Here is a 25,167-nt window from a genome sequence, read left to right as displayed (position 1 = left end):
TATGAGTGGTTATTTGAACTTGAATCCTTCGTAAATAAGCTCTGCTTTTGGATTTTGTTTCTTAATCTGTTTGGCAAGTAACTTCATCATAGAAAGAGGACCGCACATATAGACGCTTGCAAGTTCGGGCACTTCTTCTTGATCAAAATTAAGATAGCCGTCTTTCCTACTGTCTACTAGATGGAGTTCAAAATTAGGGTTTTTCTGAGCATAGTCACGGAGCAAATCCAGATAGACTGCATTTTCTTCTCCACGGAAGCTATAGTAGAAGTGAACCTGTTTATCTAAAATAGGATGTTCACGGATGTAAGAGATGAAGGGGGGAATCCCAATGCCTCCAGCAATCCAAACCTGATTTTCTCGTCCTTCTTCTATGATCATGTGTCCGTAAGCTCTGTCTACGCTTACTTTGCTGCCGACTTGAAGATTGTCATAGATATTCTTGGTATGGTCGCCTGAATTTTTGACAGTAAAGTAAAGAGTTTGACCGTGACCTCCTGAGATAGAAAAGGGATGCGGAGCACTTTCAAAGCCTTCTTGGAAAATCTTTAGGAAGGCAAATTGTCCTGATTGATAGTTGAAAGGTCTGCTAAGATGGATTTGAATTTCTATAGTATCGTGATTTAAGCGTTTGAGATTGGTAATTTTCCCTAGATAGGGGAAGCCAATCTTTTGATATAGAAAAATGATATAAAAACCAGCTAGTAAGCCTAAAAGGGCATAGCTACCAACAAGAAAACTTAGAAGATTAAATGTGAGAAGACGATTGCCCATCATCATGTAGACATGAAAGAGTCCGAAAATATAAGCTAGGTAAACCAGGCGGTGAATCCATCGCCAAGCTTCGTATTGGATGTATTTGCCTAAATAGGCGACAAGGATGATACTGACAAAGATATAGATGGCAAGATTGCCAAACTGAGCAGCTAAACGAGATCCCCACAAACCGCCCATACTAAAGTTATGAAAGATTAGTAGGATGACGGATAGAAAGGCTGTGAATTTGTGGACGGTGTAGACCTTCTCCAAACCGTGAAACCAGCTTTCTAGTAGGGGGAGACGAGTGGCTAGGATAAAAGTCAGAGATAGGCTTGTTAAAGCTAGTCCTGGAATCATGAATTGGGGAGAAGTGTTCATCCAAGCAAAAAGAGTCAAGATAAAACTAGCTATGATAAAGAGTAGTCCTTTGATTGATATCATAGAAAATTCCATTTCATTTAGATTTGATTTGTTGTAAATAAATTTGTTACATTTTATCATAGAAAAAGTATGGTGTCAAATTGAGGTCTATAAATATCTACTATCATAAAAAAACTCTCCAATTTAACTGGAGAGTTGCTGTTTATTCTGCAGCTTGTTGCCAACGTTTTGCTAGCATATGAGATAGGCTCGAAATTGCTAGGTTGAAGCTGAAGTAGATGAGGGCAATCAGGATATAAAGACTAAACACTTGCTCTGGTTCGAAATAACGGCCCATGAGAATTTGGCTGGCTCCAAAGAGTTCTTGTAGGGCGATAACAGAGTAGAGAAGACTGGTATCCTTAATCACGGTTACAAACTGAGAAATGATGGCTGGCAGCATTTTGCGGATTGCTTGTGGGAGAATGATGTGGTAGAGGATTTGGGCTGAGGTAAATCCTTGCGACATTCCTGCTTCGTACTGCCCCTTGTCTACGGCATTGAGACCGCCTCGGATAATCTCAGCTAGGGCTGCTGATGTAAAGAGGGTGAAGGCAGTGATTCCTGCTGGTGTGGATTTCATCTTGAACACTAAAAAGATAGTGAAAATCCAGAGAAGGTTGGGAACATTCCGTACAAATTCGATGTAAATGCTGGAGATGATGCGCAAGACAGGATTTTTGCCATTTCTCATGACGGCTAGCACTGTTCCGATGAGGGTAGAGAGGACGATGGCAATCAGAGAAATATAGAGGGTCAAGCCAAATCCTTTAAAGATAAAGATTAGGTTATCTGGGGTCAAAACTTCTAAAATGGATTCCATAGTAACCTCCTAAAGTGAATAGGCTTTTTTGTTGGCTTGCTCCATCTTGCGACCAAACTGGGCAACAGGGAAGCATAGAGAAAAGTAGAGAAGGGCAGCGCCTAAAAATGCTGGAATGTAGTTTCCGTTAAGAGCTGACCAAGACTTGGTCACAAACATCAAGTCCACTCCAGAGATGATAGCAACTGTCGAGGTATTCTTGATGAGGTTGACGATTTGGTTGGTCAAAGGAGGGAGAATGATACGAAAGGCCTGAGGCAAGATAATCAAGCGCATGGCACTGATATAGGTAAACCCTTGCGACAAGGCAGCTTCCATCTGACCGCTAGGAATAGACTGAATCCCTGAGCGAATCACCTCAGCGATATAGGCGCCGTGATAGAGTCCCACGCAGAGAACAGCTGTCCAATAAATTGGAATCATGATGAGATGGTCACTGATAAGAGGTAGGCCATAAAAAACGATAACAAATTGTACCAAGAGGGGAGTGTTTTGATAAAATTCCACAAAGATGCGAGCCAAAACACGCAAGAATGGGCGTTTGCTGGTTGACATGGCCCCAAAGAAGATGCCCAAAACCATGGCTAGGATAAAGGATCCGATCGCTAGGGCAAGGGTGAAGAGGAAACCGTTGAAAAATTGTCCAAAATCCTGAAAATAGGCTGTCCAAGATGATAAATCTGTCATAGGGTGTCCTCCTTAATCTGCGGAATGGCTAGATGGTTTGAGCTTGTAACGGTCATAAAGTTTTTGTAAACTACCATCCTTGCTCCATTTAGTGACCAAGTTATCAAGATAGTCGTTGAGCTCTGTATTTGATTTCTTGGTAACGATACCGTAGTCAGATGGCTTGAAACTATCATCTAGTAGTACTGTGCGTTTGCTGATGTAGCCAGACAGAATCGAGCGGTCAACGGAAAAAGCATCAATTCGATGAGCGTGAAGGGAAGTAATCAATTCTGGGTAGGAACCAAGTTCGACGAATTTAAAGGTCAAGCCTTTCTTTTTACCCAGTTCGGTAATCAGGCGTTGAGTAATGGAACCTTGGGCAACGCCGATGGTTTTACCGTTTAGGTCCTCAATGCTTTTGATTTTGGCAGACTTATTGACCAAAAAGCCAGAAGCGTCGGTGTAGTAAGGGCTGGTGAAGTTGTAGAGTTTTTTTCGTTCGTCTGTGATGGTAAAGGTCGCTATATCCATATCGACCTGTTCATTGTCTAGAAGGGGACCGCGAGTTTGTGCTGTAACCGGCACATAGCGAATTTTGACCTTGAGCTCATCAGCTACCATCTTGGCCAAGTCGGTTTCGATACCAGAATAGGTCCCTGTCTTGGGATCCTTGTAGCCGAAGTTGGGAACGTCTTGTTTCACACCAACAACCAGCTCGCCTCTCTTTTGAATGTCTGCGACAGTGGTATCAGCCTGAACTGGTTTTGCAGCAGCAAGGCCGAAAAGGCTAATCAATATTGCTGATAAAAAGAATTTCTTTTTCATAGGAGCCTCCTTATTTGACTTTGTCACTTTCGTGGTTGATGATTTTGCTGAGAAATTGTTGGGCACGAGGTTCGCTTGGATTGTCGAAAAAGTCATCAACATCTGTCGTATCCACCAAAACTTCTCCGTCAGCCATAAAGATGATGCGGTCAGCAACTTCACGTGCAAAGCCCATTTCATGAGTAACGACAATCATATTCATACCATCGTGGGCCAATTTTTGCATAACTGCTAGAACGTCTCCAATGGTTTCTGGGTCGAGGGCAGATGTTGGCTCATCAAATAGGAGGAGCTCAGGATGCATAGCGAGTCCACGTGCGATGGCAATCCGTTGTTTTTGTCCACCAGAAAGCATGGCTGGATAAGAATCTTTCTTGTCCCACATATTTACAAATTCCAGATATTTTTGGGCTGTCTTTTCAGCTTCTTTTTTATCAATTCCTAGAACTTTTATGGGCGCAAGTGTTACGTTTTCTAACACTGTTTTGTGTGGATAGAGGTTGAAATGTTGGAAAACCATGCCGACTTCCTTGCGAAGCGGTACTAAATCTTTCTGGCTGGCACCAGCAACTTGGTGACCATTTACTAGAAGACTTCCCTTGTCTACAGCCTCCAAACCATTGATGGTGCGGATAAGAGTGGACTTCCCAGAACCAGAAGGGCCTAGGAGGACAACGACTTGCCCTTTTTCAAAACGGAGATTGATGTCGCGGAGTGCGTGGTAGTCTCCGTAATATTTTTCGACGTGTTCAAATTCTACTAAAGCCATAAGGAATCTCCTTTGTGTTAGATTTTATAACATGATTCTACACCAAAAGATTTTTCTTGTCAAATCATATCAGAAAAAAATTAGTAAAATTTTTGTAGAAAGCAATCAGGATAGAGAAAAAGCCTAAATCATGTTATAATGAAGCAATAGAATTCTTAGAAAGAGTGGATGTCTTTTTGATAACACCTACTTATGAATGGCAGTTTGCCCCGCAGGTAGAAGATGCGGATTTTACAAAGATAGCCAAGAAGGCTGGACTGGGTCCTGAGGTGGCTCGGTTATTATTTGAAAGAGGGATTCAGAACCAAGAAAGTCTGAAGAAGTTTTTAGAACCTTCCTTGGAGGACTTGCACGACCCTTATCTGCTCCATGATATGGACAAGGCAGTAGAACGGATTCGTCAGGCCATTGAAGAAGGGGAAAATATCCTCGTTTACGGTGATTATGATGCGGATGGTATGACTTCGGCTTCGATTGTTAAGGAAAGTTTGGAACAGCTTGGTGCCGAGTGCCGGGTTTATCTTCCCAATCGTTTTACCGATGGTTATGGACCTAATGCCAGTGTTTACAAATATTTTATCGAGCAAGAAGGAATTTCCTTGATTGTGACGGTGGATAATGGAGTTGCTGGTCATGAGGCCATTGAACTGGCCCAGTCTATGGGAGTGGATGTCATTGTCACAGATCACCATTCCATGCCTGAAACCTTACCAGATGCCTATGCTATTGTCCATCCTGAACATCCAGATGCGGACTATCCTTTCAAATATTTGGCTGGTTGTGGAGTGGCTTTCAAGCTGGCTTGTGCCCTGTTAGAAGAAGTACAAGTGGAATTGCTTGATTTGGTTGCTATTGGTACCATTGCAGATATGGTTAGTTTGACGGATGAGAACCGTATCTTGGTTCAATATGGTCTAGAAATGCTGGGGCATACTCAGCGCATTGGCTTACAAGAAATGCTGGATATGGCTGGGATTGCTGCCAATGAAGTAACAGAAGAAACGGTGGGTTTCCAGATTGCCCCTCGTTTGAATGCCTTGGGCCGCTTGGATGATCCCAATCCTGCCATTGATTTGCTAACTGGCTTTGATGATGAGGAAGCTCACGAGATTGCTCTCATGATTCATCAGAAAAACGAAGAGCGTAAGGAAATCGTCCAGTCTATCTATGAAGAAGCTAAGACCATGGTGGACCCTGAGAAGAAGGTCCAAGTCTTGGCCAAGGAAGGCTGGAATCCTGGGGTTCTAGGAATCGTGGCTGGACGCTTGCTGGAAGAACTAGGGCAGACAGTCATCGTTCTTAATATAGAAGATGGTCGTGCCAAGGGTAGTGCTCGTAGTGTGGAAGCGGTCGATATTTTTGAAGCCCTAGATCCCCATCGCGACCTCTTCATCGCCTTTGGTGGCCATGCTGGTGCAGCTGGGATGACGCTGGAAGTGGAGAAACTCTCAGATTTATCTCAAGTCTTGGAAAATTATGTCCGTGAAAAAGGTGCAGATGCTGCTGGCAAGAACAAGTTAAATTTAGATGAAGAGCTGGATTTGGAGACACTTAGCTTGGAAACGGTCAAAAGTTTTGAACGTTTGGCACCTTTTGGCATGGACAATCAGAAACCTGTCTTTTATATCAAGGATTTTCAGGTCGAAAGTGCCCGTACCATGGGGGCAGGCAATGCCCATCTCAAGTTGAAAATTTCCAAAGGTGAAGCGAGTTTTGAAGTGGTAGCCTTTGGCCAAGGCAGATGGGCGACAGAGTTTTCTCAAACCAAGAATCTAGAGCTGGCAGTCAAATTGTCTGTCAACCAATGGAATGGCCAAACTGCCCTGCAGTTGATGATGGTGGATGCGCGTGTGGAGGGTGTTCAACTTTTTAACATCCGTGGGAAGAATGCAGTCTTGCCAGAAGGAGTTCCAGTCTTGGATTTTGCTGGAGAATTGCCAAATTTGGCGGCTAGTGATGCTGTGGTTGTAAAAACCATTCCTGAGGATATTACTCAGCTGAAGACCATTTTTCAGGAACAGAATTTCTCTGCTGTCTATTTCAAAAATGATATTGATAAGGCCTATTATCTGACAGGGTATGGGACTAGAGAGCAGTTTGCAAAATTGTACAAGACTATCTACCAGTTTCCAGAGTTTGATATTCGCTATAAGCTGAAAGATTTGGCTACTTATCTTAATATTCAGCAAATCTTGCTGGTCAAGATGATTCAAGTATTCGAAGAACTAGGCTTTGTTACCATCAAAGACGGGGTCATGACAGTCAATAAAGAGGCACCAAAGCGGGAAATAGGAGAAAGTCAGATTTACCAAAATCTCAAACAAACCGTCAAAAACCAAGAAATGATGGCACTGGGTACCGTTCAAGAAATTTATGACTTTTTAATGGAAAAAGAGTAGATGATAGGAAAGAGTTGGGCAACCAGCTCTTTTTTGAAAACAAATCTTCATTTTGAAAATCATCAAAAAAATGGTATAATGGTAGGAAAAGATTCGGCTAAAAGTAGTGCTTTTAGAATAAGAGGGTAAGTAACCCTATAATCAAGATAAACTAAGCTTTCGGAGGAAAAATGAGTAATATCAGTTTAACAACACTTGGTGGTGTGCGTGAAAATGGGAAAAATATGTATATCGCTGAAATCGATGGGTCTATTTTCGTTTTGGATGCAGGTCTAAAATATCCTGAGAATGAACAACTAGGGGTGGATGTCGTCATTCCAAATATGGACTACCTTTTTGAAAATAGTGACCGTATCGCAGGGGTCTTCTTGACCCATGGACATGCGGATGCTATTGGTGCTCTACCTTATCTCTTGGCTGAAGCCAAGGTGCCTGTATTTGGGTCTGAGCTGACCATTGAGTTGGCCAAACTCTTTGTCAAAGGAAATGACACAGTTAAGAAATTTAATGATTTCCATGTTATCGATGAGGATACGGAGATTGATTTTGGAGGAACTGTGGTGTCCTTCTTTCGTACGACACACTCTATCCCAGAAAGTCTGGGTGTTGTCTTGAAGACAGCTGAAGGTAGCATCGTTTATACAGGTGACTTCAAATTTGACCAGACAGCTAGTGAATCCTATGCGACAGACTTCGCTCGTTTGGCAGAAATCGGTCGTGATGGAGTTCTAGCACTTCTCAGTGATTCAGCTAATGCAGATAGCAATATCCAGGTGGCTAGCGAAAGTGAAGTTGGGGACGAGATTACTCAAACCATTGCAGATTGGGATGGTCGTATCATCGTCGCAGCAGTAGCCAGCAACCTTTCTCGTATCCAGCAGGTGTTTGATGCTGCAGATGCAACAGGCCGCCGTGTGGTCTTGACAGGATTTGATATTGAAAATATCGTCCGCACTGCTATTCGCCTCAAGAAATTGTCTCTAGCTAACGAGAGTCTTTTGATTAAACCGAAAGACATGTCTCGCTTTGAGGATCGTGAGTTGATCATCCTTGAGACAGGTCGTATGGGTGAGCCTATCAACGGTCTTCGCAAGATGTCGATTGGGCGCCACCGTTATGTGGAAATCAAAGACGGTGACTTAGTCTATATCGTAACGACTCCGTCTATCGCTAAGGAAGCAGTTATGGCACGTGTGGAAAACATGATTTACCAAGCTGGTGGAGTTGTCAAACTGATAACTCAAAGCTTGCGTGTGTCAGGGCACGGAAATGCGCGTGATTTGCAGTTGATGATTAATCTCTTGCAACCCAAGTATCTCTTCCCAATTCAAGGGGAATACCGCGAGTTGGATGCCCATGCTAAGGCTGCTATGGCAGTTGGGATGTTGCCAGAACGCATTTTTATCCCTAAAAAGGGAACCAGCATGGCTTATGAGAATGGAGACTTTGTCCCAGCTGGAGCGGTTTCGGCAGGGGATGTCTTGATTGACGGGAATGCCATTGGTGATGTTGGCAATGTGGTTCTTCGTGACCGTAAGGTCTTGTCAGAAGATGGAATTTTCATCGTCGCAATCACCGTTAACCGTCGTGAGAAGAAAATTGTGGCCAAGGCTCGTGTTCACACGCGTGGATTTGTTTATCTCAAGAAGAGTCGCGATATTCTCCGTGAAAGTTCAGAATTGATTAACCAAACGGTAGAAGACTATCTTCAAGGAGATGACTTTGACTGGGCAGATCTTAAAGGTAAGGTTCGTGATAATCTGACCAAGTATCTCTTTGACCAGACTAAGCGTCGTCCAGCCATTTTACCAGTAGTCATGGAAGCAAAATAATTGTTGAAATAAATAGAGAGAAAGTCGAATTTCGGCTTTTTCTTATAGAAAAATAGAGGAAAAAATTATGGCAGTAATGAAAATCGAGTATTACTCACAAGTTTTGGATATGGAGTGGGGAGTGAATGTCCTCTATCCTGATGCTAATCGAGTGGAAGAACCAGATTGTACAGATATCCAAGTCTTGTACCTATTGCACGGGATGTCTGGTAATCATAATAGCTGGCTCAAGCGGACCAATGTAGAACGCTTACTTCGAGGAACCAATCTTATCGTTGTTATGCCCAATACCAGCAACGGTTGGTACACCGATACCCAGTATGGTTTTGACTATTACACAGCTCTAGCAGAGGAATTGCCAGAGGTTCTGAAACGCTTCTTCCCTAACATGACCAGCAAGCGTGAAAAGACCTTTATTGCTGGTCTCTCCATGGGAGGCTACGGCTGCTTCAAACTGGCTCTTGCTACAAATCGTTTTTCTCATGCAGCTAGCTTTTCGGGTGCATTGAGCTTTCAAGATTTTTCTCCTGAGAGCCAAGATTTGGGCACGCCAGCTTACTGGAGAGGTGTGTTTGGAGAGATTAAAGATTGGACAACTAGTCCCTATTCACTTGAAAGTCTGGCTAAAAAATCGGACAAAAAGACCAAGCTCTGGGCTTGGTGTGGCGAGCAGGATTTCTTGTATAAAGCCAATAATCTGGCAGTGAATAATCTCAAAAAACTTGGATTTGATGTGACCTATAGCCATAGTGCTGGAACTCACGAGTGGTATTACTGGGAAAAACAATTGGAACGGTTCTTAGCAACCCTACCAATCGATTTCAAATTAGAAGAGAGATTGTCATAATTTAGCTTTCTTTCAGCTTGTTTTAGTAAAATAGACTTTATTTGCTAGAAAGGTGGAGGGAAATGCGCTGGATTTTTCGTTTGATAGGGGCTTTCTTTTCTTTTGTGTGGCGTTTGTTTTGGCGTTTAGTTTGGATAGCTTTTCTTTTGTGTGCTTTTGCTTTTGGACTTCTCTGGTATCTGAACGGTGATTTTCAAGGAGCGCTAAAGCAAGCAGAACGGTCAGTCAAGATTGGTCAACAAAGTATCGACCAATGGGAAAAAACAGGGCAACTGCCTAAGTTGAACCAGACAGATAGCCACCAACACTCTGAAGGAAGGTGGCCGCAGGCTTCTGCTCGTATTTACCTGGATCCGCAAATGGATTCACGCTTTCAAGAAGCTTATGTAGAAGCGATTCAGAATTGGAATCAAACGGGTGCTTTTAACTTTGAAATTGTCACTGAGTCCAGCAGGGCAGATATCTTGGCTACGGAGATGAATGACGGAGGCACTCCTGTGGCAGGAGAAGCGGAAAGTCAGACTAATCTTTTAACGGGGCAATTCTTGTCTGTCACGGTACGGTTAAATCACTATTATCTGTCCAATCCTAACTATGGCTATTCCTATGAGCGCATTGTCCACACAGCAGAACATGAGTTGGGGCATGCGATTGGCTTGGATCATACAGATGAGAAGTCTGTCATGCAACCTGCGGGTTCCTTTTATGGTATCCAGGAAGAGGATGTTACAAACCTCCGAAAAATATATGAGACTAATGAGTAGGGGACTATCTTTCCCTACTTTTTTGCTATAATGGAACTATGAACAACTTGATTAAATCAAAACTAGAGCTCTTGCCGACCAGCCCTGGTTGCTACATTCACAAGGATAAAAACGGCACCATTATCTATGTAGGAAAGGCTAAAAATCTGCGTAACCGCGTGCGTTCCTATTTCCGTGGAAGTCATGATACCAAGACAGAGGCTCTGGTGTCTGAGATTGTGGATTTTGAATTTATCGTTACGGAGTCCAATATTGAGGCACTTCTCCTAGAAATCAACCTGATCAAGGAAAACAAGCCTAAATACAATATCATGCTCAAGGATGATAAGTCCTATCCTTTCATCAAGATTACCAATGAACGCTATCCTCGTTTGATTATCACCCGTCAGGTCAAAAAGGACGGAGGTCTCTATTTTGGTCCCTATCCAGATGTGGGAGCAGCCAATGAAATCAAGCGGCTGCTGGATCGGATTTTCCCTTTTAGAAAGTGTACAAATCCACCGTCTAAGGTCTGTTTCTACTACCATATCGGCCAATGTATGGCCCACACCATCTGTAAGAAAGATGAGGCCTATTTCAAGTCCATGGCTCAGGAGGTTTCTGATTTCCTAAAAGGGCAGGATGACAAAATCATCGATGACCTAAAGGGCAAAATGGCAGCGGCAGCCCAAGCTATGGAGTTTGAACGTGCGGCGGAATACCGTGATCTGATTCAGGCGATTGGAACGCTTCGAACCAAGCAGCGGGTCATGGCTAAGGATCTCCAAAATCGGGATGTCTTTGGCTACTATGTGGACAAGGGATGGATGTGTGTTCAGGTTTTCTTTGTCCGTCAGGGAAAACTCATTGAGCGCGATGTCAATCTCTTTCCCTACTACAATGATCCGGATGAGGATTTCTTGACCTATGTGGGACAATTCTATCAAGAAAAATCTCACCTAGTTCCTAATGAGGTGCTGATTCCGCAGGATATTGATGAAGAAGCCGTCAAGGCCTTAGTGGATACTAAGATTCTCAAACCCCAGCGAGGTGAGAAAAAGCAACTGGTCAATTTGGCTATAAAGAATGCTCGAGTCAGTCTAGAGCAGAAGTTCAACCTGTTAGAGAAATCTGTCGAAAAGACACAAGGAGCTATTGAAAATCTAGGTCGTTTGCTCCAAATTCCGACTCCAGTTCGCATCGAATCCTTCGATAATTCTAATATCATGGGAACTAGTCCTGTTTCAGCCATGGTAGTCTTTGTCAATGGTAAACCAAGTAAAAAAGATTACCGTAAGTATAAAATCAAGACCGTAGTCGGGCCAGACGACTATGCTAGTATGCGAGAGGTCATTCGCAGACGCTATGGTCGAGTACAGCGTGACGGTTTGACTCCTCCAGATTTGATTGTCATTGATGGGGGACAAGGTCAAGTCAATATCGCCAAGCAAGTCATCCAAGAGGAACTGGGTTTGGATATTCCCATTGCAGGTTTGCAAAAAAATGATAAGCACCAAACCCATGAATTGCTCTTTGGAGATCCGCTTGAGGTGGTGGAGTTATCTCGCAATTCTCAGGAATTTTTCCTCCTACAACGTATTCAGGATGAGGTGCACCGCTTTGCCATTACTTTCCACCGCCAACTGCGCTCCAAAAATTCCTTTTCATCACAATTGGATGGCATTGACGGTCTAGGACCTAAACGCAAGCAAAATCTCATGAAACATTTCAAGTCTCTAACCAAAATCAAGGAAGCCAGTGTGGATGAGATTGTCGAAGTTGGAGTGCCTAGAGCTGTTGCAGAGGCTGTGCAGAGGAAGTTGAACCCGCAGGGAGAAGTTGAGTTGGCTCAAGTGGCGGAAGAAAGAGTAGATTATCAAACAGAAGGAGACCATCATGAACCATAAAGTTGCAATTTTATCAGATATTCATGGCAATACAACTGCCCTAGAAGCAGTGATTGCAGATGCTAAAAATCAAGGAGTCAGTGAATACTGGCTTCTGGGAGATATTTTTCTTCCTGGTCCCGGTGAAAATGACTTGGTCGCCCTACTAAAGGACCTTCCTATCACAGCCAGTGTTCGAGGCAATTGGGATGATTGTGTCCTTGAGGTCTTGGATGGTGAATATGGTTTGGAAGACCCACAAGAAATCCAGTCAATGCGAATGACCCAGTTTTTGATGGAGCGAATGGATCCTGAAATGTTCGTTTGGCTACGAAACTTACCTATGCTGGAAAAGAAAGAAGTTGACGGACTGCGCTTTTCTCTCTCTCATAATTTACCTGAAAAAAACTATGGTGGGGACCTACTGGTTGGGAATGATACAGATAAATTTGACCAACTGCTAGATGCGGAAACGGACGTGGCAGTCTATGGTCATGTCCACAAGCAGTTGCTTCGTTATGGAAGCCAAGGGCAACAAATCATCAATCCAGGTTCGATTGGCATGCCTTATTTTAATTGGGAGGCGTTAAAAAATCACCGTGCCCAGTATGCCGTGATAGAAGTGGAAGATGGGGAATTGGTCAATATCCAATTTCGTAAAGTCGCTTATGATTATGAAGCGGAGTTAGAACTGGCCAAGTCCAAGGGGCTTCCCTTTATCGAAATGTATGAAGAACTACGAAGAGAAGACAACTATCAGGGGCACAATCTGGAACTTTTAGCAAGCTTAATAGAAAAGCATGGGTATGTAGAAGATGTGAAGAATTTTTTTGATTTTTTGTAAGAGTTTCCTAAAATAACCAATGCAAACTAAAAAAGCGATTGGCTGGTCCAATCGCTTTTAGTATATCTTATACTCAATGAAAATCAAAGAGCAAACTAGGAAGCTAGCCGTAGGTTGCTCAAAGCACAGCTTTGAGGTTGCAGATAAAGCTGACGTGGTTTGAAGAGATTTTCGAAGAGTATTATTGTAATTGAGATTTATCTGGAAGGTAAGAACCACCTAGATAAGTATTGCTAAGTTTTTCAAGTGTTCCGTCTTGATAGAGTTCTTTGAGCGCTTTATCAAATTTTTCTTTAAACTCCTTTTGGTCGCTTGAGAAAACGATATAGTTGTTGGGGCTATCGGCAGAAGGTAAGTCAACGACTGAGAGATCTAAGCCACGGTCCTTGATAATCTTTTGGACGGATACCTTGTCAAAGACTAGGAAATCAAACTCTCCGTTAGAGAGGTCTAGGATTCGTTTACCGATATCCTCTCCAGAAAAATCGATAGTAGCGGGATTGTCAGTGTGTTTTTGATTCCAGTTATTGATGAATTGAGCGTTTGAAGTTCCAGTATCCTCCTGTGTTGTTTTGCCAGCGATTTGGTCAAGTGAAGTCAGAGGATTTTTCTTGTTGCTGACAAGGACGAGGGGATTGTTCGAAATTGGGAGGGAGTAAAGGTATTTTTCAGCACGCTCTTTTGTGTAACTCAAGTTATTGGCTGCGGCTTGATAGTGACCAGAATCAAGTCCTGGGAAGATACTCTCCCAGGCAGTTCTTTGGAATTGAATCTCGTAGTCGCTGAGTTTTTCATCCACTGCTTTTAGAACTTCGATATCGAAGCCTGTCAGATTGCCCTTGTCTTCGTAGTCAAATGGCGGCACATCACCAGCTGTAGCAACGACAATTGTCTTTTGAGAGCTGGTTTCTTTAGGTGTAGTTTGATTTCCACAGGCAACTAAAAATGGTAGGATGGCTAGTAATAGGCTAAATTTTTTCATAATGTCTCCATTCAAATGTAAAGTTATCTGCTAGTTTATCAGAAATGTTCCTGATGAACCAATATATATTTTTTATGGCTGTAATAAAAAATCTTAATCATGAAAAATCTCTGCAAGCTCTTTCAAATTATGGTAGAATGGAAGCAGTAGAATTAGAAAAGGAAATCGATTATGAAATTTCTTGAATTAAATAAAAAACGTCATGCGACTAAGCATTTCACTGATAAGCCAGTTGATCCTAAAGATGTTCGTACGGCTATCGAAATTGCAACCTTAGCACCAAGCGCCCACAACAGCCAGCCTTGGAAATTTGTGGTGGTTCGTGAGAAAAATGCTGAATTGGCGAAATTGGCATACGGTTCGAACTTTGAACAGGTATCATCAGCGCCTGTAACCATTGCCTTGTTTACAGATACAGACCTTTCCAAACGTGCTCGTAAGATTGCCCGTATTGGTGGAGCGAAGAATTTCTCAGAATAACAACTTCAATACTTTATGAAAAATTTGCCTGCGGAATTCGCGCGTTACAATGAACAACAGGTCAGTGACTACCTAGCTCTCAATGCAGGTTTGGTTGCCATGAACTTGGTTCTCGCTCTTACAGACCAAGGAATCGGATCAAATCTTATCCTTGGTTTTGACAAATCAAAAGTCAACGAAGTTTTGGAAATCGAAGACCGTTTCCGCCCAGAACTCTTGATTACAGTTGGTTACACAGACGAGAAATTGGAACCAAGCTACCGTTTGCCAGTAGATGAAATCATCGAGAAAAGATAGGAAGTAGAAAATATGACAGCAATTGATTTTACAGCAGAAGTAGAAAAACGCAAAGAAGACCTCTTGGCTGACTTGTTTAGCCTTTTGGAAATCAACTCAGAACGTGATGACAGCAAGGCTGATGCCCAGCATCCATTTGGACCTGGTCCAGTAAAAGCTTTGGAGAAGTTCCTTGAAATCGCAGACCGTGATGGCTACCCAACTAAAAATGTTGATAACTATGCAGGACACTTCGAGTTTGGTGATGGAGAAAAAGTTCTCGGAATCTTTGCCCACATGGACGTAGTGCCTGCTGGTAGCGGTTGGGACACAGATCCTTACACACCAACTATCAAAGATGGTCGCCTTTATGCGCGTGGAGCTTCTGATGATAAGGGGCCTACAACAGCTTGTTACTATGGCTTGAAAATCATCAAAGAATTGGGTCTTCCAACTTCTAAGAAAGTTCGTTTCATTGTTGGAACGGACGAAGAATCAGGCTGGGCAGACATGGACTATTACTTTGAACACGTAGGACTTGCCAAACCAGACTTTGGTTTCTCTCCAGATGCTGAATTTCCAATTATCAATGGAGAAAAAGGGAACATTACAGAATACCTCCACTTTGCAGGTGAAAATACAGGTGCAGCCCGTCTTCACAGCTTCACAGGTGGTTTGCGTGAAAACATGGTACCAGAATCAGCAACAGCAGTCGTTTCAGGTGATTTGGCTGACTTGCAAGCTAAACTAGATGCCTTTGTTGCAGAACACAAACTTAGAGGAGAACTCCAAGAAGAAAACGGTCAATACAAGGTGACGATCATTGGTAAATCAGCCCACGGTGCTATGCCCGCTTCAGGTGTCAATGGTGCAACTTACCTAGCCCTCTTCCTTAGCCAGTTTGACTTTTCTGGTCCAGCCAAAGACTACCTTGACATCGCTGGTAAAATTCTCTTGAACGACCATGAGGGTGAAAATCTCAAGATTGCTCATGTGGATGAAAAGATGGGTTCCCTTTCTATGAATGCGGGTGTCTTCCGCTTCGATGAAACAAGTGCTGACAATACCATTGCCCTTAATATCCGCTATCCAAAAGGAACAAGCCCAGAACAAATCAAGTCAATCCTTGAAAACTTGCCAGTTGCTTCTGTTAGTCTTTCTGAACACGGTCACACGCCTCACTATGTGCCGATGGAAGATCCACTTGTTCAAACCTTGTTGAATGTCTATGAAAAACAAACTGGACTTAAAGGTCACGAGCAAGTTATCGGTGGTGGAACCTTTGGTCGCTTGCTAGAACGAGGTGTTGCCTACGGTGCTATGTTCCCAGACTCGATTGATACCATGCACCAAGCCAATGAATTTATTGCCTTGGATGATCTCTTCCGAGCAGCAGCAATCTATGCCGAAGCTATTTACGAATTGATCAAATAAAACGATAGAAGTCTGAGATTTTATGCTTAGACTTCTTTTTGGAGGGAAAGTAGATGTCTCAAATTGAAATAATCAAGCAGGCTATTATGGCAGATCCGCAGAATGCTACCTATACAAAGCGTGGCATCGAGCCCCTCTTTGCAGCACCAAAGACTGCTCGCATCAATATTATCGGTCAGGCACCGGGACTTAAAACCCAAGAAGCAGGTCTTTACTGGAAAGATAAAAGTGGGGACCGCTTGCGGGACTGGCTAGGTTTGGATGAAGATACCTTTTATAATTCAGGATATTTTGCTGTTTTGCCTATGGATTTCTACTTTCCAGGGCATGGCAAGTCAGGTGATTTACCACCGCGAGCAGATTTTGCAGAAAAATGGCATCCACAGCTCTTGCAAGAATTACCTGATATCCAATTAACTCTTTTAATCGGACAATATGCCCAAGCCTATTATTTACATGAGAAAATCAGTGGCAAGGTGACAGAACGGGTAAAACATTACCAGAACTACTTGCCAACCTATTTTCCACTAGTCCACCCCTCACCGCGAAATCAAATCTGGATGGCTAAAAATCCTTGGTTTGAGTCAGAAGTGGTGCCGGATTTGAAAAAAAGAATTAAAACTATTTTATAGTCAATGAAAATCAAAGAGCAAACTAGAAAGCTAGCCGCAGGCTGTACTTGAGTACGGTAAGGCGACGCTGACGTGGTTTGAATTTGATTTTCGAAGAGTATTAGGAGAAAAAGAATGAAAGAAATTACCTTTGACGCATTTTACCAGCTTTACCAAAACGACCAACTTTCTCTAGTGGACGTGAGAGAAGTGGAAGAGTTTGACGCTCTTCATTTAGAAGGTGCTCAGAATCTTCCTCTGAGTCAATTAGCTGATACTTATGATCAATTGGACAAGGATCAGTTACATTATGTTATTTGTAAATCTGGAATGAGATCGGCGCGCGCTTGTCAATTTCTAGCTGAACAAGGTTATGAGGTTATCAATGTACAAGGTGGCATGATGGCCTTTGAAGAACTTTAATACTCAATGAAAATCAAAGAGCAAACTAGGAAGCTAGCCGCAGGCTGTACTTGAGTACGGCAAGGTGAAGCTGACGTGGTTTGAAGAGATTTTCGAAGAGTATAAACATTAGAATTTCTCCTACTTGGTGTGGACTGGGTAGGAGAATTTTATTTTTAGACAATTCTCATTTTTGAGAATCTTGAAAACATTCAATATTTACTTCGTGAAGCTTTTTTCATACTCCCATTCATGATATACTAGGTCAGTATTTTATAAATATGAAGGAGATTTTCATGGCTAAAAAAGGTGCTCTAACAGGTTTGCTCCTGTTTGGAATATTTTTTGGTGCGGGAAACTTGATTTTTCCGCCTTCTCTAGGTGCTTTATCTGGAGAACATTTTCTTCCTGCCATCGCAGGTTTTGTCTTTTCAGGCGTCGGTATCGCCGTCTTGACTCTTATTATTGGAACGCTAAATCCTAAAGGATATATCTACGAGATTTCTACAAAGATAGCGCCTTGGTTTGCGACTCTTTACCTCTCAGTTCTTTACTTGTCAATCGGTCCATTCTTTGCTATCCCGCGTACAGCTACAACAGCTTACGAAGTAGGGATTAAGCCTCTTTTGTCGGATGCCAATAAAGGTCTTGGTTTGATTGTCTTTACAGTTCTGTATTTTGCAGCAGCCTATTTGATTTCGCTTAATCCATCAAAAATCTTAGATCGTATCGGCCGTATTTTAACACCAGTTTTTGCGATTTTGATTGTTATCTTAGTTGTTCTTGGAGCTTTCAAATACGGTGGAACAAGTCCTCAAGCTGCTTCAGCTGCTTATCAAGCTTCTGCCTTTGGTACAGGTTTCTTAGAAGGTTACAATACCTTGGACGCCCTTGCTTCAGTTGCCTTTAGTGTGATTGCAGTTCAAACCTTGAAACAACTTGGATTTTCAAGTAAGAAAGAATACATTTCGACTATTTGGGTGGTTGGTATCGTTGTTGCCCTTGCCTTCAGTGCTCTTTATATCGGTTTAGGTTTCCTTGGAAATCATTTCCCAGTACCAGCTGAAGCGATGAAGGGTGGAACACCAGGTGTTTACATCTTGTCACAAGCCACTCAAGAAATCTTTGGCTCAACAGCCCAACTCTTCCTTGCAGCTATGGTTACCGTAACCTGCTTCACAACAACGGTTGGTTTGATTGTGTCAACAGCTGAGTTCTTTAATGAACGTTTCCCACAAATCAGTTACAAGGTCTATGCGACAGCCTTTACCTTGATTGGATTTGCCATTGCTAATTTGGGTCTTGATGCGATTATCAAGTACTCCATTCCAGTACTGGTTATCTTGTATCCAATCACGATTGCTATCGTTATGATTGTCATTGTCAACAAATTTGTAGCTCTTTCAAAACCAGGTATGCAGTTGACAATTGCTGTTGTTACAGCCATTGCCATTGCAAGCGTACTAGGAAGCTCATTTAAAGTTGAGTTTCTTGCAAACCTTGTCAACGCTCTTCCTTTTGCCAAGGCATCACTTCCATGGTTAGTACCAGCCGTTGTCGGAATCTTGCTCTCATTGGTTCTACCAAACAAGCAAGAAAGCGATGTTTTTGAGATGGAATAAAAAAACCTTGGCATAAGCCGAGGTTTTTTATTTTTGTAAAAGACACTTAGTTAGTTTTTTCAGTATATCCAAGATCTTTTAACATTTTCTTAGAAGCAGTACAGCTAACATAGTTACCTACGCCTGAGTATTCTTCTGGTAAGGCTTTTCTAAGTTCGTCAATACTTGCGACTGTGAAGTCGACTTCAGCATCTTGAACGACCTTTCCATCTTTGATTTTGATGCTATGAGTAACACCTTTGAGGCCTTGATATCCTTTATAAGTTTTTTCAACAAATGCTTTAAGAGTTTCAGCAGTAGTATCAAGAGCCTCTGGATCATAGACATTATGACCTGATTGTTTCAATACTTTGTCTCCATCTACAGTGTAGGTTAAAGTAGAATTAAAGCCAGTACGAGTATCATTTACAAAGGTCACAGTTTTTACTTCAGATTTGTTTTCTGTAGCTTGCTGGCTAGTAGATTCTACCTGAGTAGTTTCAATTTTTGCTGAGCTAGTTGATGAGGTTGTTGATTGTTTTGAACATCCCAATAAGATAGCTAATGGTAGAGCTATACAAAGAGTCATTTTAAAATATTTGTTCATGTCTTTTTCTTTCATAATCAAAGTATTTTGTATTATAACATGATTCTACTACAAAATCAACTAGACCTCCCCTCTCATATGGCCTGATAACGAATAGAAACTAGTCTGACAATTAAAGTTTTATCTCTATCTATTTCAAAGAACTTTTATCGTATGGCTTTATAAGTGTATGAAGCTTTAAATGCACTTTTTATGGGACTGAGAGGGGGCTATTGGACTCATCGGTCAGGACTATAAAAAAATACCCCAAGAGTCAGAGTTGTGTCTAACTTTTGGGGTGGACCTACACTAGTCTATATGAAATTTTAGGGGATTAGTTTGTCTTTTCAGTGAATCCCAGTGTCTCTAGTCCATTTTTAGTGATTGAGAAACTGACACGATTTCCAATACCAGGATATTCTTCAGGGAGTGCTTTTCTAAGTTCGTCAAGGCTTGCAGTTGAGTAATCAACTTCGAGATCTTGAACAACTTTTCCATCTTTGATTTCAATGGTTTGTTTAACACCTTTTAGCCCGTAATAACCTTTATAGGTATCCTCGAGTGTACTCTTGACCTCTTCTGGAGTTGCACCAAGGATTTCAGGATCTGCAACATTCTGACCGGTTTGCTTGGTAACATTGTCGCCTTCTACAGTATAAACCAAGGTAGAAGTGATTCCAGGATTGCTTTTGTTGACAAAAGTATGTGTCTTGGCTGTTTCTTTCTTCTCAGAAGATTGCTCAGTGCTTTGTTTGCTCTCACTTGACTGAGTTGTTGTGTCTTCTTTAGAACTGCTGTTTGCAGGTGTTGATGCTTGTTTGGAACATCCGAGCAGGAGGACAAGTGAAGCCACAAGGGCTAGCGATACTTTAAAGTATGATTTCATATTTGTTACTTTCCTTTCATAATCAAAGTATTTGTATTATAACATGGATCTATAGTGAAAGCAACTAAACACAGTTTTTCTCCTTTTGAGAAGGAGTCTGACTAGAAAAATGTTATAATAGGTAGCAAAAGAGGTGAAGAAATGAATCAAACAGTAGAATATATCAAAGAACTGACAGCCATTGCGTCGCCAACGGGCTTCACTCGGGAGATTTCGGACTATTTAGTCAAGACTATAGAAGGTTTTGGTTACCAGCCGGTTCTCACAGCTAAGGGCGGTGTCAATGTGACCATCAAAGGTCAAAATAATGAGAAACACCGCTATGTGACTGCTCATGTGGATACGCTTGGTGTTATTGTCCGAGCTGTTAAACCAGACGGCCGTCTCAAAATGGACCGTATCGGTGGTTTCCCTTGGAACATGATTGAAGGAGAAAACTGTACCGTTCATGTGGCTAGCACAGGTGAAAAAGTATCAGGAACCATCCTTCTCCACCAGACCTCTTGCCATGTCTACAAGGATGCAGGAACTGCAGAACGCACGCAAGACAATATGGAAGTGCGTTTGGATGCCAAAGTGACCAATGAAAAAGAAACTCGTGCCTTGGGGATTGAGGTCGGTGATTTTATCAGCTTTGATCCACGAACTGTCGTGACAGAGACAGGTTTTATCAAGTCTCGTCATTTGGATGATAAGGTCAGCGCAGCGATCTTGCTTAACCTGCTTCGTATTTATAAGGAAGAGAAGATTGAATTGCCCGTAACAACTCATTTTGCTTTTTCAGTCTTTGAAGAAGTGGGGCATGGTGCTAATTCTAACATTCCTGCTCAGGTAGTAGAATATCTGGCTGTGGATATGGGAGCTATGGGAGATGACCAGCAAACAGACGAATATACAGTGTCTATCTGTGTCAAGGATGCTTCTGGACCTTATCACTACGACTTCCGTCAACACTTGGTTGCTTTGGCTAAAGAGCAAGATATTCCATTTAAGCTGGATATCTATCCATTTTATGGTTCGGACGCTTCAGCAGCTATGTCTGCAGGGGCAGAAGTCAAACACGCCCTTCTCGGTGCTGGTATCGAGTCTAGCCACTCATATGAGCGCACTCATATTGACTCGGTGGTCGCAACGGAACGTATGGTTGATGCTTGTCTTAAGAGCATATTGGTAGACTAATATGTGTTTGATTTGCCAGAGAATTGAGCTCATTAAAGCTGGGGAAAATCCCTACTTTGTGAGAGAACTAGAAACAGGCTATCTTGTGATTGGAGATCACCAGTATTTTGCAGGCTATAGTCTCTTTCTAGCCAAGGAACACGTCACCGAATTGCATCATTTAGAGAAGGAAACTAGAATCCGTTTTCTAGAGGAAATGAGTTTAGTCCAAGAGGCAGTTGCCAAGGCCTTTACTGCCGAGAAAATGAATATCGAACTGCTAGGAAATGGTGATGCCCATCTTCATTGGCATCTGTTTCCTAGACGAAGAGGTGATATGAATGGTCACGGTCTCAAGGGACGTGGTCCAGTCTGGTGGGTTCCCTTTGAAGAAATGACAGCAGAAACCTGCCAAGTAAAACCTGATGAGATTAAACAATTAGTCAAACGTTTATCGCCAGAAGTAGACAACCTATTAGAAATAAAGGAGTAGAAATGAAAAAAAGATACCTTGTCTTGACAGCCTTGCTAGCCTTGAGTCTAGCAGCTTGTTCACAAGAAAAAGCAAAAAATGAAGATGGAGCAGCTAAGACAGAACAAACAGCTAAAGCTGATGGAACAGTCGGAAATAAGACTCAAGAAGCCACCCAGAAAAAAGCAGAAGTGGTTAATAAAGGTGACTACTACAGTATTCAAGGGAAATACGATGAAATTATCGTAGCAAATAAACACTATCCATTATCTAAAGACTACAATCCAGGGGAAAATCCAACAGCCAAGGCTGAGTTGGTCAAACTCATCAAAGCGATGCAAGAGGCAGGCTTCCCAATTAGTGATCAATACAGTGGTTTTAGAAGTTACGAGACTCAGACTAAGCTCTATCAAGATTATGTCAATAAAGATGGAAAGGCTGCAGCAGACCGTTACTCTGCCCGCCCTGGCTATAGCGAGCACCAGACAGGCTTGGCCTTTGATGTGATTGGAACAAATGGTGATTTGGTGACAGAAGAAAAAGCGGCCCAATGGCTCTTGGACCATGCGGCTGATTATGGTTTTGTTGTCCGTTATCTTAAAGGTAAGGAAAAGGAAACAGGCTATATGGCAGAGGAATGGCACCTTCGTTATGTCGGAAAAGAGGCTAAAGAGATTGCAGCTAGTGGCCTCAGTTTGGAAGAGTATTTCGGCTTTGAAGGTGGAGATTACGTCGATTAAAAAATAAACTTTTCTCTTGCAATTCCAGATAAATAGTGTATAATAGATGAGTATGTGTAAAGCATACTTGTGGGAGGTAAAAATCTTTAATTACCGCCAAAACCACAAAGGAGGATTTAAAAATGGCTAAAAAAGTCGAAAAACTTGTAAAATTGCAAATCCCTGCTGGTAAAGCTACACCAGCTCCACCGGTTGGACCTGCTCTTGGTCAAGCTGGTATCAACATCATGGGATTCACAAAAGAGTTCAACGCTCGTACAGCTGACCAAGCTGGTATGATCATTCCAGTTGTTATCTCAGTTTACGAAGATAAATCATTTACTTTCATCACTAAAACACCACCAGCTGCTGTTCTTTTGAAAAAAGCTGCAGGTGTTGAAAAAGGATCAGGTACACCTAACAAAACTAAAGTTGCTACAGTTACTCGTGCACAAGTACAAGAAATTGCAGAAACTAAGATGCCAGATTTGAACGCAGCAAACGTAGAGTCTGCAATGCGTATGATCGAAGGTACTGCTCGTTCTATGGGATTCACTGTTGTTGACTAATCAATAACACGGTAGAAAATCTCACAGCAGTCTATTAGTTGCTTTTCATACTAGGCAAGTGACTGATGCTTGTACTTGAGTACAGCAAGGGAGCTTAACGAAGTAGGAAAAGAAAAATAATAGACTGAAAACCCGCAAGACTTCATCATTTCGAGAAGTGACGTGGGAGATGAAAATCGATTGAACCACTTACAAGGAGAATAGAAAATGGCTAAAAAAAGCAAACAACTTCGTGCTGCTCTTGAGAAAATCGACAGCACAAAAGCATACAGTGTAGAAGAAGCTGTAGCACTTGCAAAAGAAACTAACTTTGCAAAATTTGACGCAACTGTAGAAGTTGCTTACAACTTGAACATCGACGTTAAAAAAGCTGACCAACAAATCCGTGGAGCAATGGTATTGCCAAACGGTACTGGTAAAACTTCACGCGTTCTTGTTTTCGCACGTGGTGCAAAAGCTGAAGAAGCAAAGGCTGCTGGTGCAGACTTTGTTGGTGAAGATGACCTTGTTGCTAAAATCAACGACGGTTGGTTGGACTTCGACGTAGTTATTGCTACACCTGACATGATGGCTCTTGTTGGACGTCTTGGACGTGTCCTTGGACCACGTAACTTGATGCCAAACCCTAAAACTGGTACTGTAACAATGGATGTTGCTAAAGCAGTTGAAGAGTCTAAAGGTGGTAAAATCACTTACCGTGCTGACCGTGCAGGTAACGTTCAAGCAATCATCGGTAAAGTATCATTTGAAGCTGAAAAATTGGTTGAAAACTTCAAAGCTTTCAACGAAACAATCCAAAAAGCAAAACCAGCTACAGCTAAAGGAACTTACGTAACAAACTTGACTATCACAACTACTCAAGGTGTTGGTATCAAAGTTGACGTAAACTCACTTTAATCAGTAGTTTATATCAGAGAACGAGTACGAAAGTGCTCGTTTTTTTAGGTACGACGGGCATTCCGTTCATCTGAGGTGTAAGTCCTCTGTGGGTACCATATACTAGTAAACCCAAAAGTGATTCCCAAGCCTGACTATTGTGAGTAGCTGATCGAACGGCATTAGGATAGACTGTTTAAGTCTGACGCTGGAAATAAGAATCGGCAGAGAAAGAGATAGAGAAATCTTGGCTATACGAATAGGCACGTGATAGTAAAGCGTATATAACGGATAAGGAGGCCAGCAACTCTAAAGTACAAATATGTAGTCGTAACCTATATACGTAAACTACGTGAGCCATTGAATTCGAACTAGAGAGGTGATTAATAGATTTATGCTATAGTCATGGCAGCTTGTATGCTTTTGATTCTAGTTTATCAAATAATGGATTAGAATTGTTAGATAATATAATTTTATGTTATAATGAAGAAAAAATAGAGGTGTTCAGATGTCAGAAGCAGGTCATAAGTTTTTAGCAAAACTGGGGAAAAAACGCTTACGTCCAGGTGGAAAACGTGCCACAGATTGGTTAATTGCGGAAGGAAGATTTTCAAAAGAAAAGAGAATACTAGAAGTTGCGTGCAATAGGGGAACTACAGCAATTGAGTTGGCACAGCGTTTTGGTTGTAAGATAACTGCTGTTGATATGGATGGACAAGCCTTAGAAGTGGCTAAAAAATCTGCTGAAACGGCAGGTGTTGGTCATTTGATCAGATTTGAAAGAGCAAATGCAATGAAACTTCCTTATGAAGATGCTAGTTTTGATATTGTTATAAATGAAGCTATGCTGACTATGCAAGCCGATCAAGCTAAGAAAAAATGTGTAATGGAGTATCTAAGGGTTTTAAAACCTGAAGGTCTTCTTTTGACACATGATGTGCTTCTTAAGGAAGCTAAAGAGTCTATCAGACAGGAATTGTCACAAGCAATTCATGTAAATGTAGGTCCTTTAACTCAAGATGGTTGGGAAGAGGTGATGATAGAATCAGGTTATCGTGATGTGAAAGTATTGACTGGTGAAATGACATTAATGAAATTATCAGGTATGATTTATGACGAAGGTTGGCTAGGAACTTTGAAAATTTGTGTAAATGCTTGTAAAAAGGAGAATAGAAAGCAGTTTTTAACTATGTATAAAATGTTTGATAAGAATAAACAGAACTTGGGCTTTATTGCTATGGCTAGTCATAAATCGTCAAATCGTTAGATAATCATTGATGTTAACTTTTCCTTTCTTCT

24 protein-coding genes and 1 pseudogene are annotated in these 25,167 nt (G+C 41.9%); 17 read left to right on the top strand and 8 right to left on the bottom strand.

Going from position 1 to position 25,167, the window contains the following annotated elements; translation table 11 throughout:
* Nucleotides 1-9: 9 nt before the first annotated feature.
* From SK578_RS03105 to SK578_RS03085, 5 genes are all read right to left on the bottom strand, one after another.
* The gene (locus SK578_RS03105) at nucleotides 10-1,200 is read right to left on the bottom strand and encodes a ferredoxin reductase family protein (RefSeq protein ID WP_042750473.1); all 1,191 of its coding nucleotides are present in this window, start codon (nucleotides 1,198-1,200) and stop codon (nucleotides 10-12) included.
* A gap of 142 nt (nucleotides 1,201-1,342) precedes the next feature.
* On the bottom strand, nucleotides 1,343-2,002 hold the full coding sequence (locus tag SK578_RS03100) for an amino acid ABC transporter permease (RefSeq protein ID WP_033689194.1): 660 nt from the start codon (nucleotides 2,000-2,002) through the stop codon (nucleotides 1,343-1,345).
* Between the two features lie 9 nt (nucleotides 2,003-2,011).
* On the bottom strand, nucleotides 2,012-2,689 hold the full coding sequence (locus SK578_RS03095; protein ID WP_004269945.1) for an amino acid ABC transporter permease: 678 nt from the start codon (nucleotides 2,687-2,689) through the stop codon (nucleotides 2,012-2,014).
* 12 nt (nucleotides 2,690-2,701) lie between these two features.
* Nucleotides 2,702-3,496 (bottom strand): transporter substrate-binding domain-containing protein, encoded by a 795-nt coding sequence (locus SK578_RS03090; protein WP_080709951.1) that lies wholly within the window; start codon nucleotides 3,494-3,496, stop codon nucleotides 2,702-2,704.
* Between the two features lie 10 nt (nucleotides 3,497-3,506).
* The gene (locus tag SK578_RS03085) at nucleotides 3,507-4,265 is read right to left on the bottom strand and encodes an amino acid ABC transporter ATP-binding protein (protein WP_001229569.1); all 759 of its coding nucleotides are present in this window, start codon (nucleotides 4,263-4,265) and stop codon (nucleotides 3,507-3,509) included.
* 176 nt (nucleotides 4,266-4,441) lie between these two features.
* Between SK578_RS03085 and recJ the strand changes: the two genes are divergently transcribed.
* From recJ to SK578_RS03055, 6 genes are all read left to right on the top strand, one after another.
* The gene (recJ, locus tag SK578_RS03080; protein ID WP_042750505.1) at nucleotides 4,442-6,664 is read left to right on the top strand and encodes a single-stranded-DNA-specific exonuclease RecJ; all 2,223 of its coding nucleotides are present in this window, start codon (nucleotides 4,442-4,444) and stop codon (nucleotides 6,662-6,664) included.
* Nucleotides 6,665-6,834: 170 nt separating this feature from the next.
* Nucleotides 6,835-8,496, top strand: coding sequence for a ribonuclease J (locus tag SK578_RS03075; RefSeq protein WP_033682077.1), 1,662 nt, complete (start codon nucleotides 6,835-6,837; stop codon nucleotides 8,494-8,496).
* 67 nt (nucleotides 8,497-8,563) lie between these two features.
* Nucleotides 8,564-9,343: an alpha/beta hydrolase gene (locus SK578_RS03070; protein ID WP_042750470.1), complete on the top strand. Its 780-nt coding sequence runs from the start codon at nucleotides 8,564-8,566 to the stop codon at nucleotides 9,341-9,343.
* Between the two features lie 62 nt (nucleotides 9,344-9,405).
* On the top strand, nucleotides 9,406-10,107 hold the full coding sequence (locus SK578_RS03065; RefSeq protein WP_042750467.1) for a M57 family metalloprotease: 702 nt from the start codon (nucleotides 9,406-9,408) through the stop codon (nucleotides 10,105-10,107).
* A 38-nt stretch (nucleotides 10,108-10,145) separates the two neighbouring features.
* Entirely contained in the window at nucleotides 10,146-11,993 is a 1,848-nt protein-coding gene (gene uvrC, locus SK578_RS03060; RefSeq protein ID WP_042750466.1) for an excinuclease ABC subunit UvrC, read from the top strand.
* Nucleotides 11,983-12,816, top strand: a complete 834-nt coding sequence (locus tag SK578_RS03055) for a metallophosphoesterase family protein (protein ID WP_042750465.1) — start codon at nucleotides 11,983-11,985, stop codon at nucleotides 12,814-12,816. Before uvrC ends, SK578_RS03055 begins: the two co-directional genes overlap by 11 nt.
* A 181-nt stretch (nucleotides 12,817-12,997) precedes the next feature.
* On the opposite strand, the gene SK578_RS03045 is transcribed toward SK578_RS03055, so the two are convergent.
* Entirely contained in the window at nucleotides 12,998-13,798 is an 801-nt protein-coding gene (locus tag SK578_RS03045) for an amino acid ABC transporter substrate-binding protein (protein ID WP_042750461.1), read from the bottom strand.
* Between the two features lie 171 nt (nucleotides 13,799-13,969).
* Here SK578_RS03045 and SK578_RS03040 point away from each other — a divergent pair.
* The 5 genes and pseudogenes from SK578_RS03040 to brnQ all read left to right on the top strand — a co-directional run bounded on the left by SK578_RS03040 (nucleotide 13,970) and on the right by brnQ (nucleotide 18,623).
* Nucleotides 13,970-14,575: pseudogene (locus tag SK578_RS03040) on the top strand (nitroreductase family protein).
* A 12-nt stretch (nucleotides 14,576-14,587) separates the two neighbouring features.
* Complete coding sequence (gene pepV / locus SK578_RS03035; protein WP_042750459.1) at nucleotides 14,588-15,988, top strand: dipeptidase PepV; 1,401 nt, start codon at nucleotides 14,588-14,590, stop codon at nucleotides 15,986-15,988.
* Nucleotides 15,989-16,041: 53 nt separating this feature from the next.
* Nucleotides 16,042-16,620, top strand: coding sequence for a uracil-DNA glycosylase family protein (locus SK578_RS03030; RefSeq protein WP_042750457.1), 579 nt, complete (start codon nucleotides 16,042-16,044; stop codon nucleotides 16,618-16,620).
* 114 nt (nucleotides 16,621-16,734) lie between these two features.
* Nucleotides 16,735-17,022 carry a rhodanese-like domain-containing protein gene (locus tag SK578_RS03025; protein WP_042750454.1) on the top strand — a complete coding sequence of 96 codons (288 nt, stop codon included), beginning with the start codon at nucleotides 16,735-16,737 and terminating at the stop codon, nucleotides 17,020-17,022.
* A gap of 275 nt (nucleotides 17,023-17,297) precedes the next feature.
* Nucleotides 17,298-18,623: a branched-chain amino acid transport system II carrier protein gene (gene brnQ / locus SK578_RS03020; protein WP_042750451.1), complete on the top strand. Its 1,326-nt coding sequence runs from the start codon at nucleotides 17,298-17,300 to the stop codon at nucleotides 18,621-18,623.
* Nucleotides 18,624-18,669: 46 nt separating this feature from the next.
* Here brnQ and SK578_RS03015 read toward each other — a convergent pair whose 3' ends face one another.
* Together SK578_RS03015 and SK578_RS03010 are read right to left on the bottom strand one after the other, a co-directional pair.
* Complete coding sequence (locus tag SK578_RS03015) at nucleotides 18,670-19,209, bottom strand: DUF1307 domain-containing protein (RefSeq protein WP_042750449.1); 540 nt, start codon at nucleotides 19,207-19,209, stop codon at nucleotides 18,670-18,672.
* A 313-nt stretch (nucleotides 19,210-19,522) separates the two neighbouring features.
* Nucleotides 19,523-20,074: a DUF1307 domain-containing protein gene (locus SK578_RS03010; protein WP_042750447.1), complete on the bottom strand. Its 552-nt coding sequence runs from the start codon at nucleotides 20,072-20,074 to the stop codon at nucleotides 19,523-19,525.
* A gap of 141 nt (nucleotides 20,075-20,215) precedes the next feature.
* Here SK578_RS03010 and SK578_RS03005 point away from each other — a divergent pair, with 141 nt between their 5' ends.
* The 6 genes from SK578_RS03005 to SK578_RS02980 all read left to right on the top strand — a co-directional run bounded on the left by SK578_RS03005 (nucleotide 20,216) and on the right by SK578_RS02980 (nucleotide 25,135).
* Nucleotides 20,216-21,253, top strand: coding sequence for a M42 family metallopeptidase (locus SK578_RS03005; RefSeq protein ID WP_042750446.1), 1,038 nt, complete (start codon nucleotides 20,216-20,218; stop codon nucleotides 21,251-21,253).
* A gap of 1 nt (nucleotide 21,254) precedes the next feature.
* Nucleotides 21,255-21,725 (top strand): HIT family protein, encoded by a 471-nt coding sequence (locus SK578_RS03000; protein ID WP_042750444.1) that lies wholly within the window; start codon nucleotides 21,255-21,257, stop codon nucleotides 21,723-21,725.
* 2 nt (nucleotides 21,726-21,727) lie between these two features.
* Nucleotides 21,728-22,444, top strand: a complete 717-nt coding sequence (ldcB, locus tag SK578_RS02995) for an LD-carboxypeptidase LdcB/DacB (protein ID WP_042750442.1) — start codon at nucleotides 21,728-21,730, stop codon at nucleotides 22,442-22,444.
* A gap of 122 nt (nucleotides 22,445-22,566) precedes the next feature.
* Complete coding sequence (gene rplK, locus SK578_RS02990; protein ID WP_001085807.1) at nucleotides 22,567-22,992, top strand: 50S ribosomal protein L11; 426 nt, start codon at nucleotides 22,567-22,569, stop codon at nucleotides 22,990-22,992.
* 207 nt (nucleotides 22,993-23,199) lie between these two features.
* A complete protein-coding gene (gene rplA, locus SK578_RS02985; protein ID WP_001085675.1) occupies nucleotides 23,200-23,889 on the top strand; it encodes a 50S ribosomal protein L1 in 690 nt (229 codons plus the stop codon).
* 487 nt (nucleotides 23,890-24,376) lie between these two features.
* Nucleotides 24,377-25,135 carry a class I SAM-dependent methyltransferase gene (locus SK578_RS02980; protein ID WP_042750440.1) on the top strand — a complete coding sequence of 253 codons (759 nt, stop codon included), beginning with the start codon at nucleotides 24,377-24,379 and terminating at the stop codon, nucleotides 25,133-25,135.
* Nucleotides 25,136-25,167: the final 32 nt, after the last annotated feature.

The organism is Streptococcus mitis, from assembly GCF_000722755.1.
GTDB lineage: Bacteria > Bacillota > Bacilli > Lactobacillales > Streptococcaceae > Streptococcus > Streptococcus mitis_CM.
The sequence above is the reverse complement of the archived record's forward strand: the minus strand, read 5'-3'. Positions and strand labels throughout refer to the sequence as shown.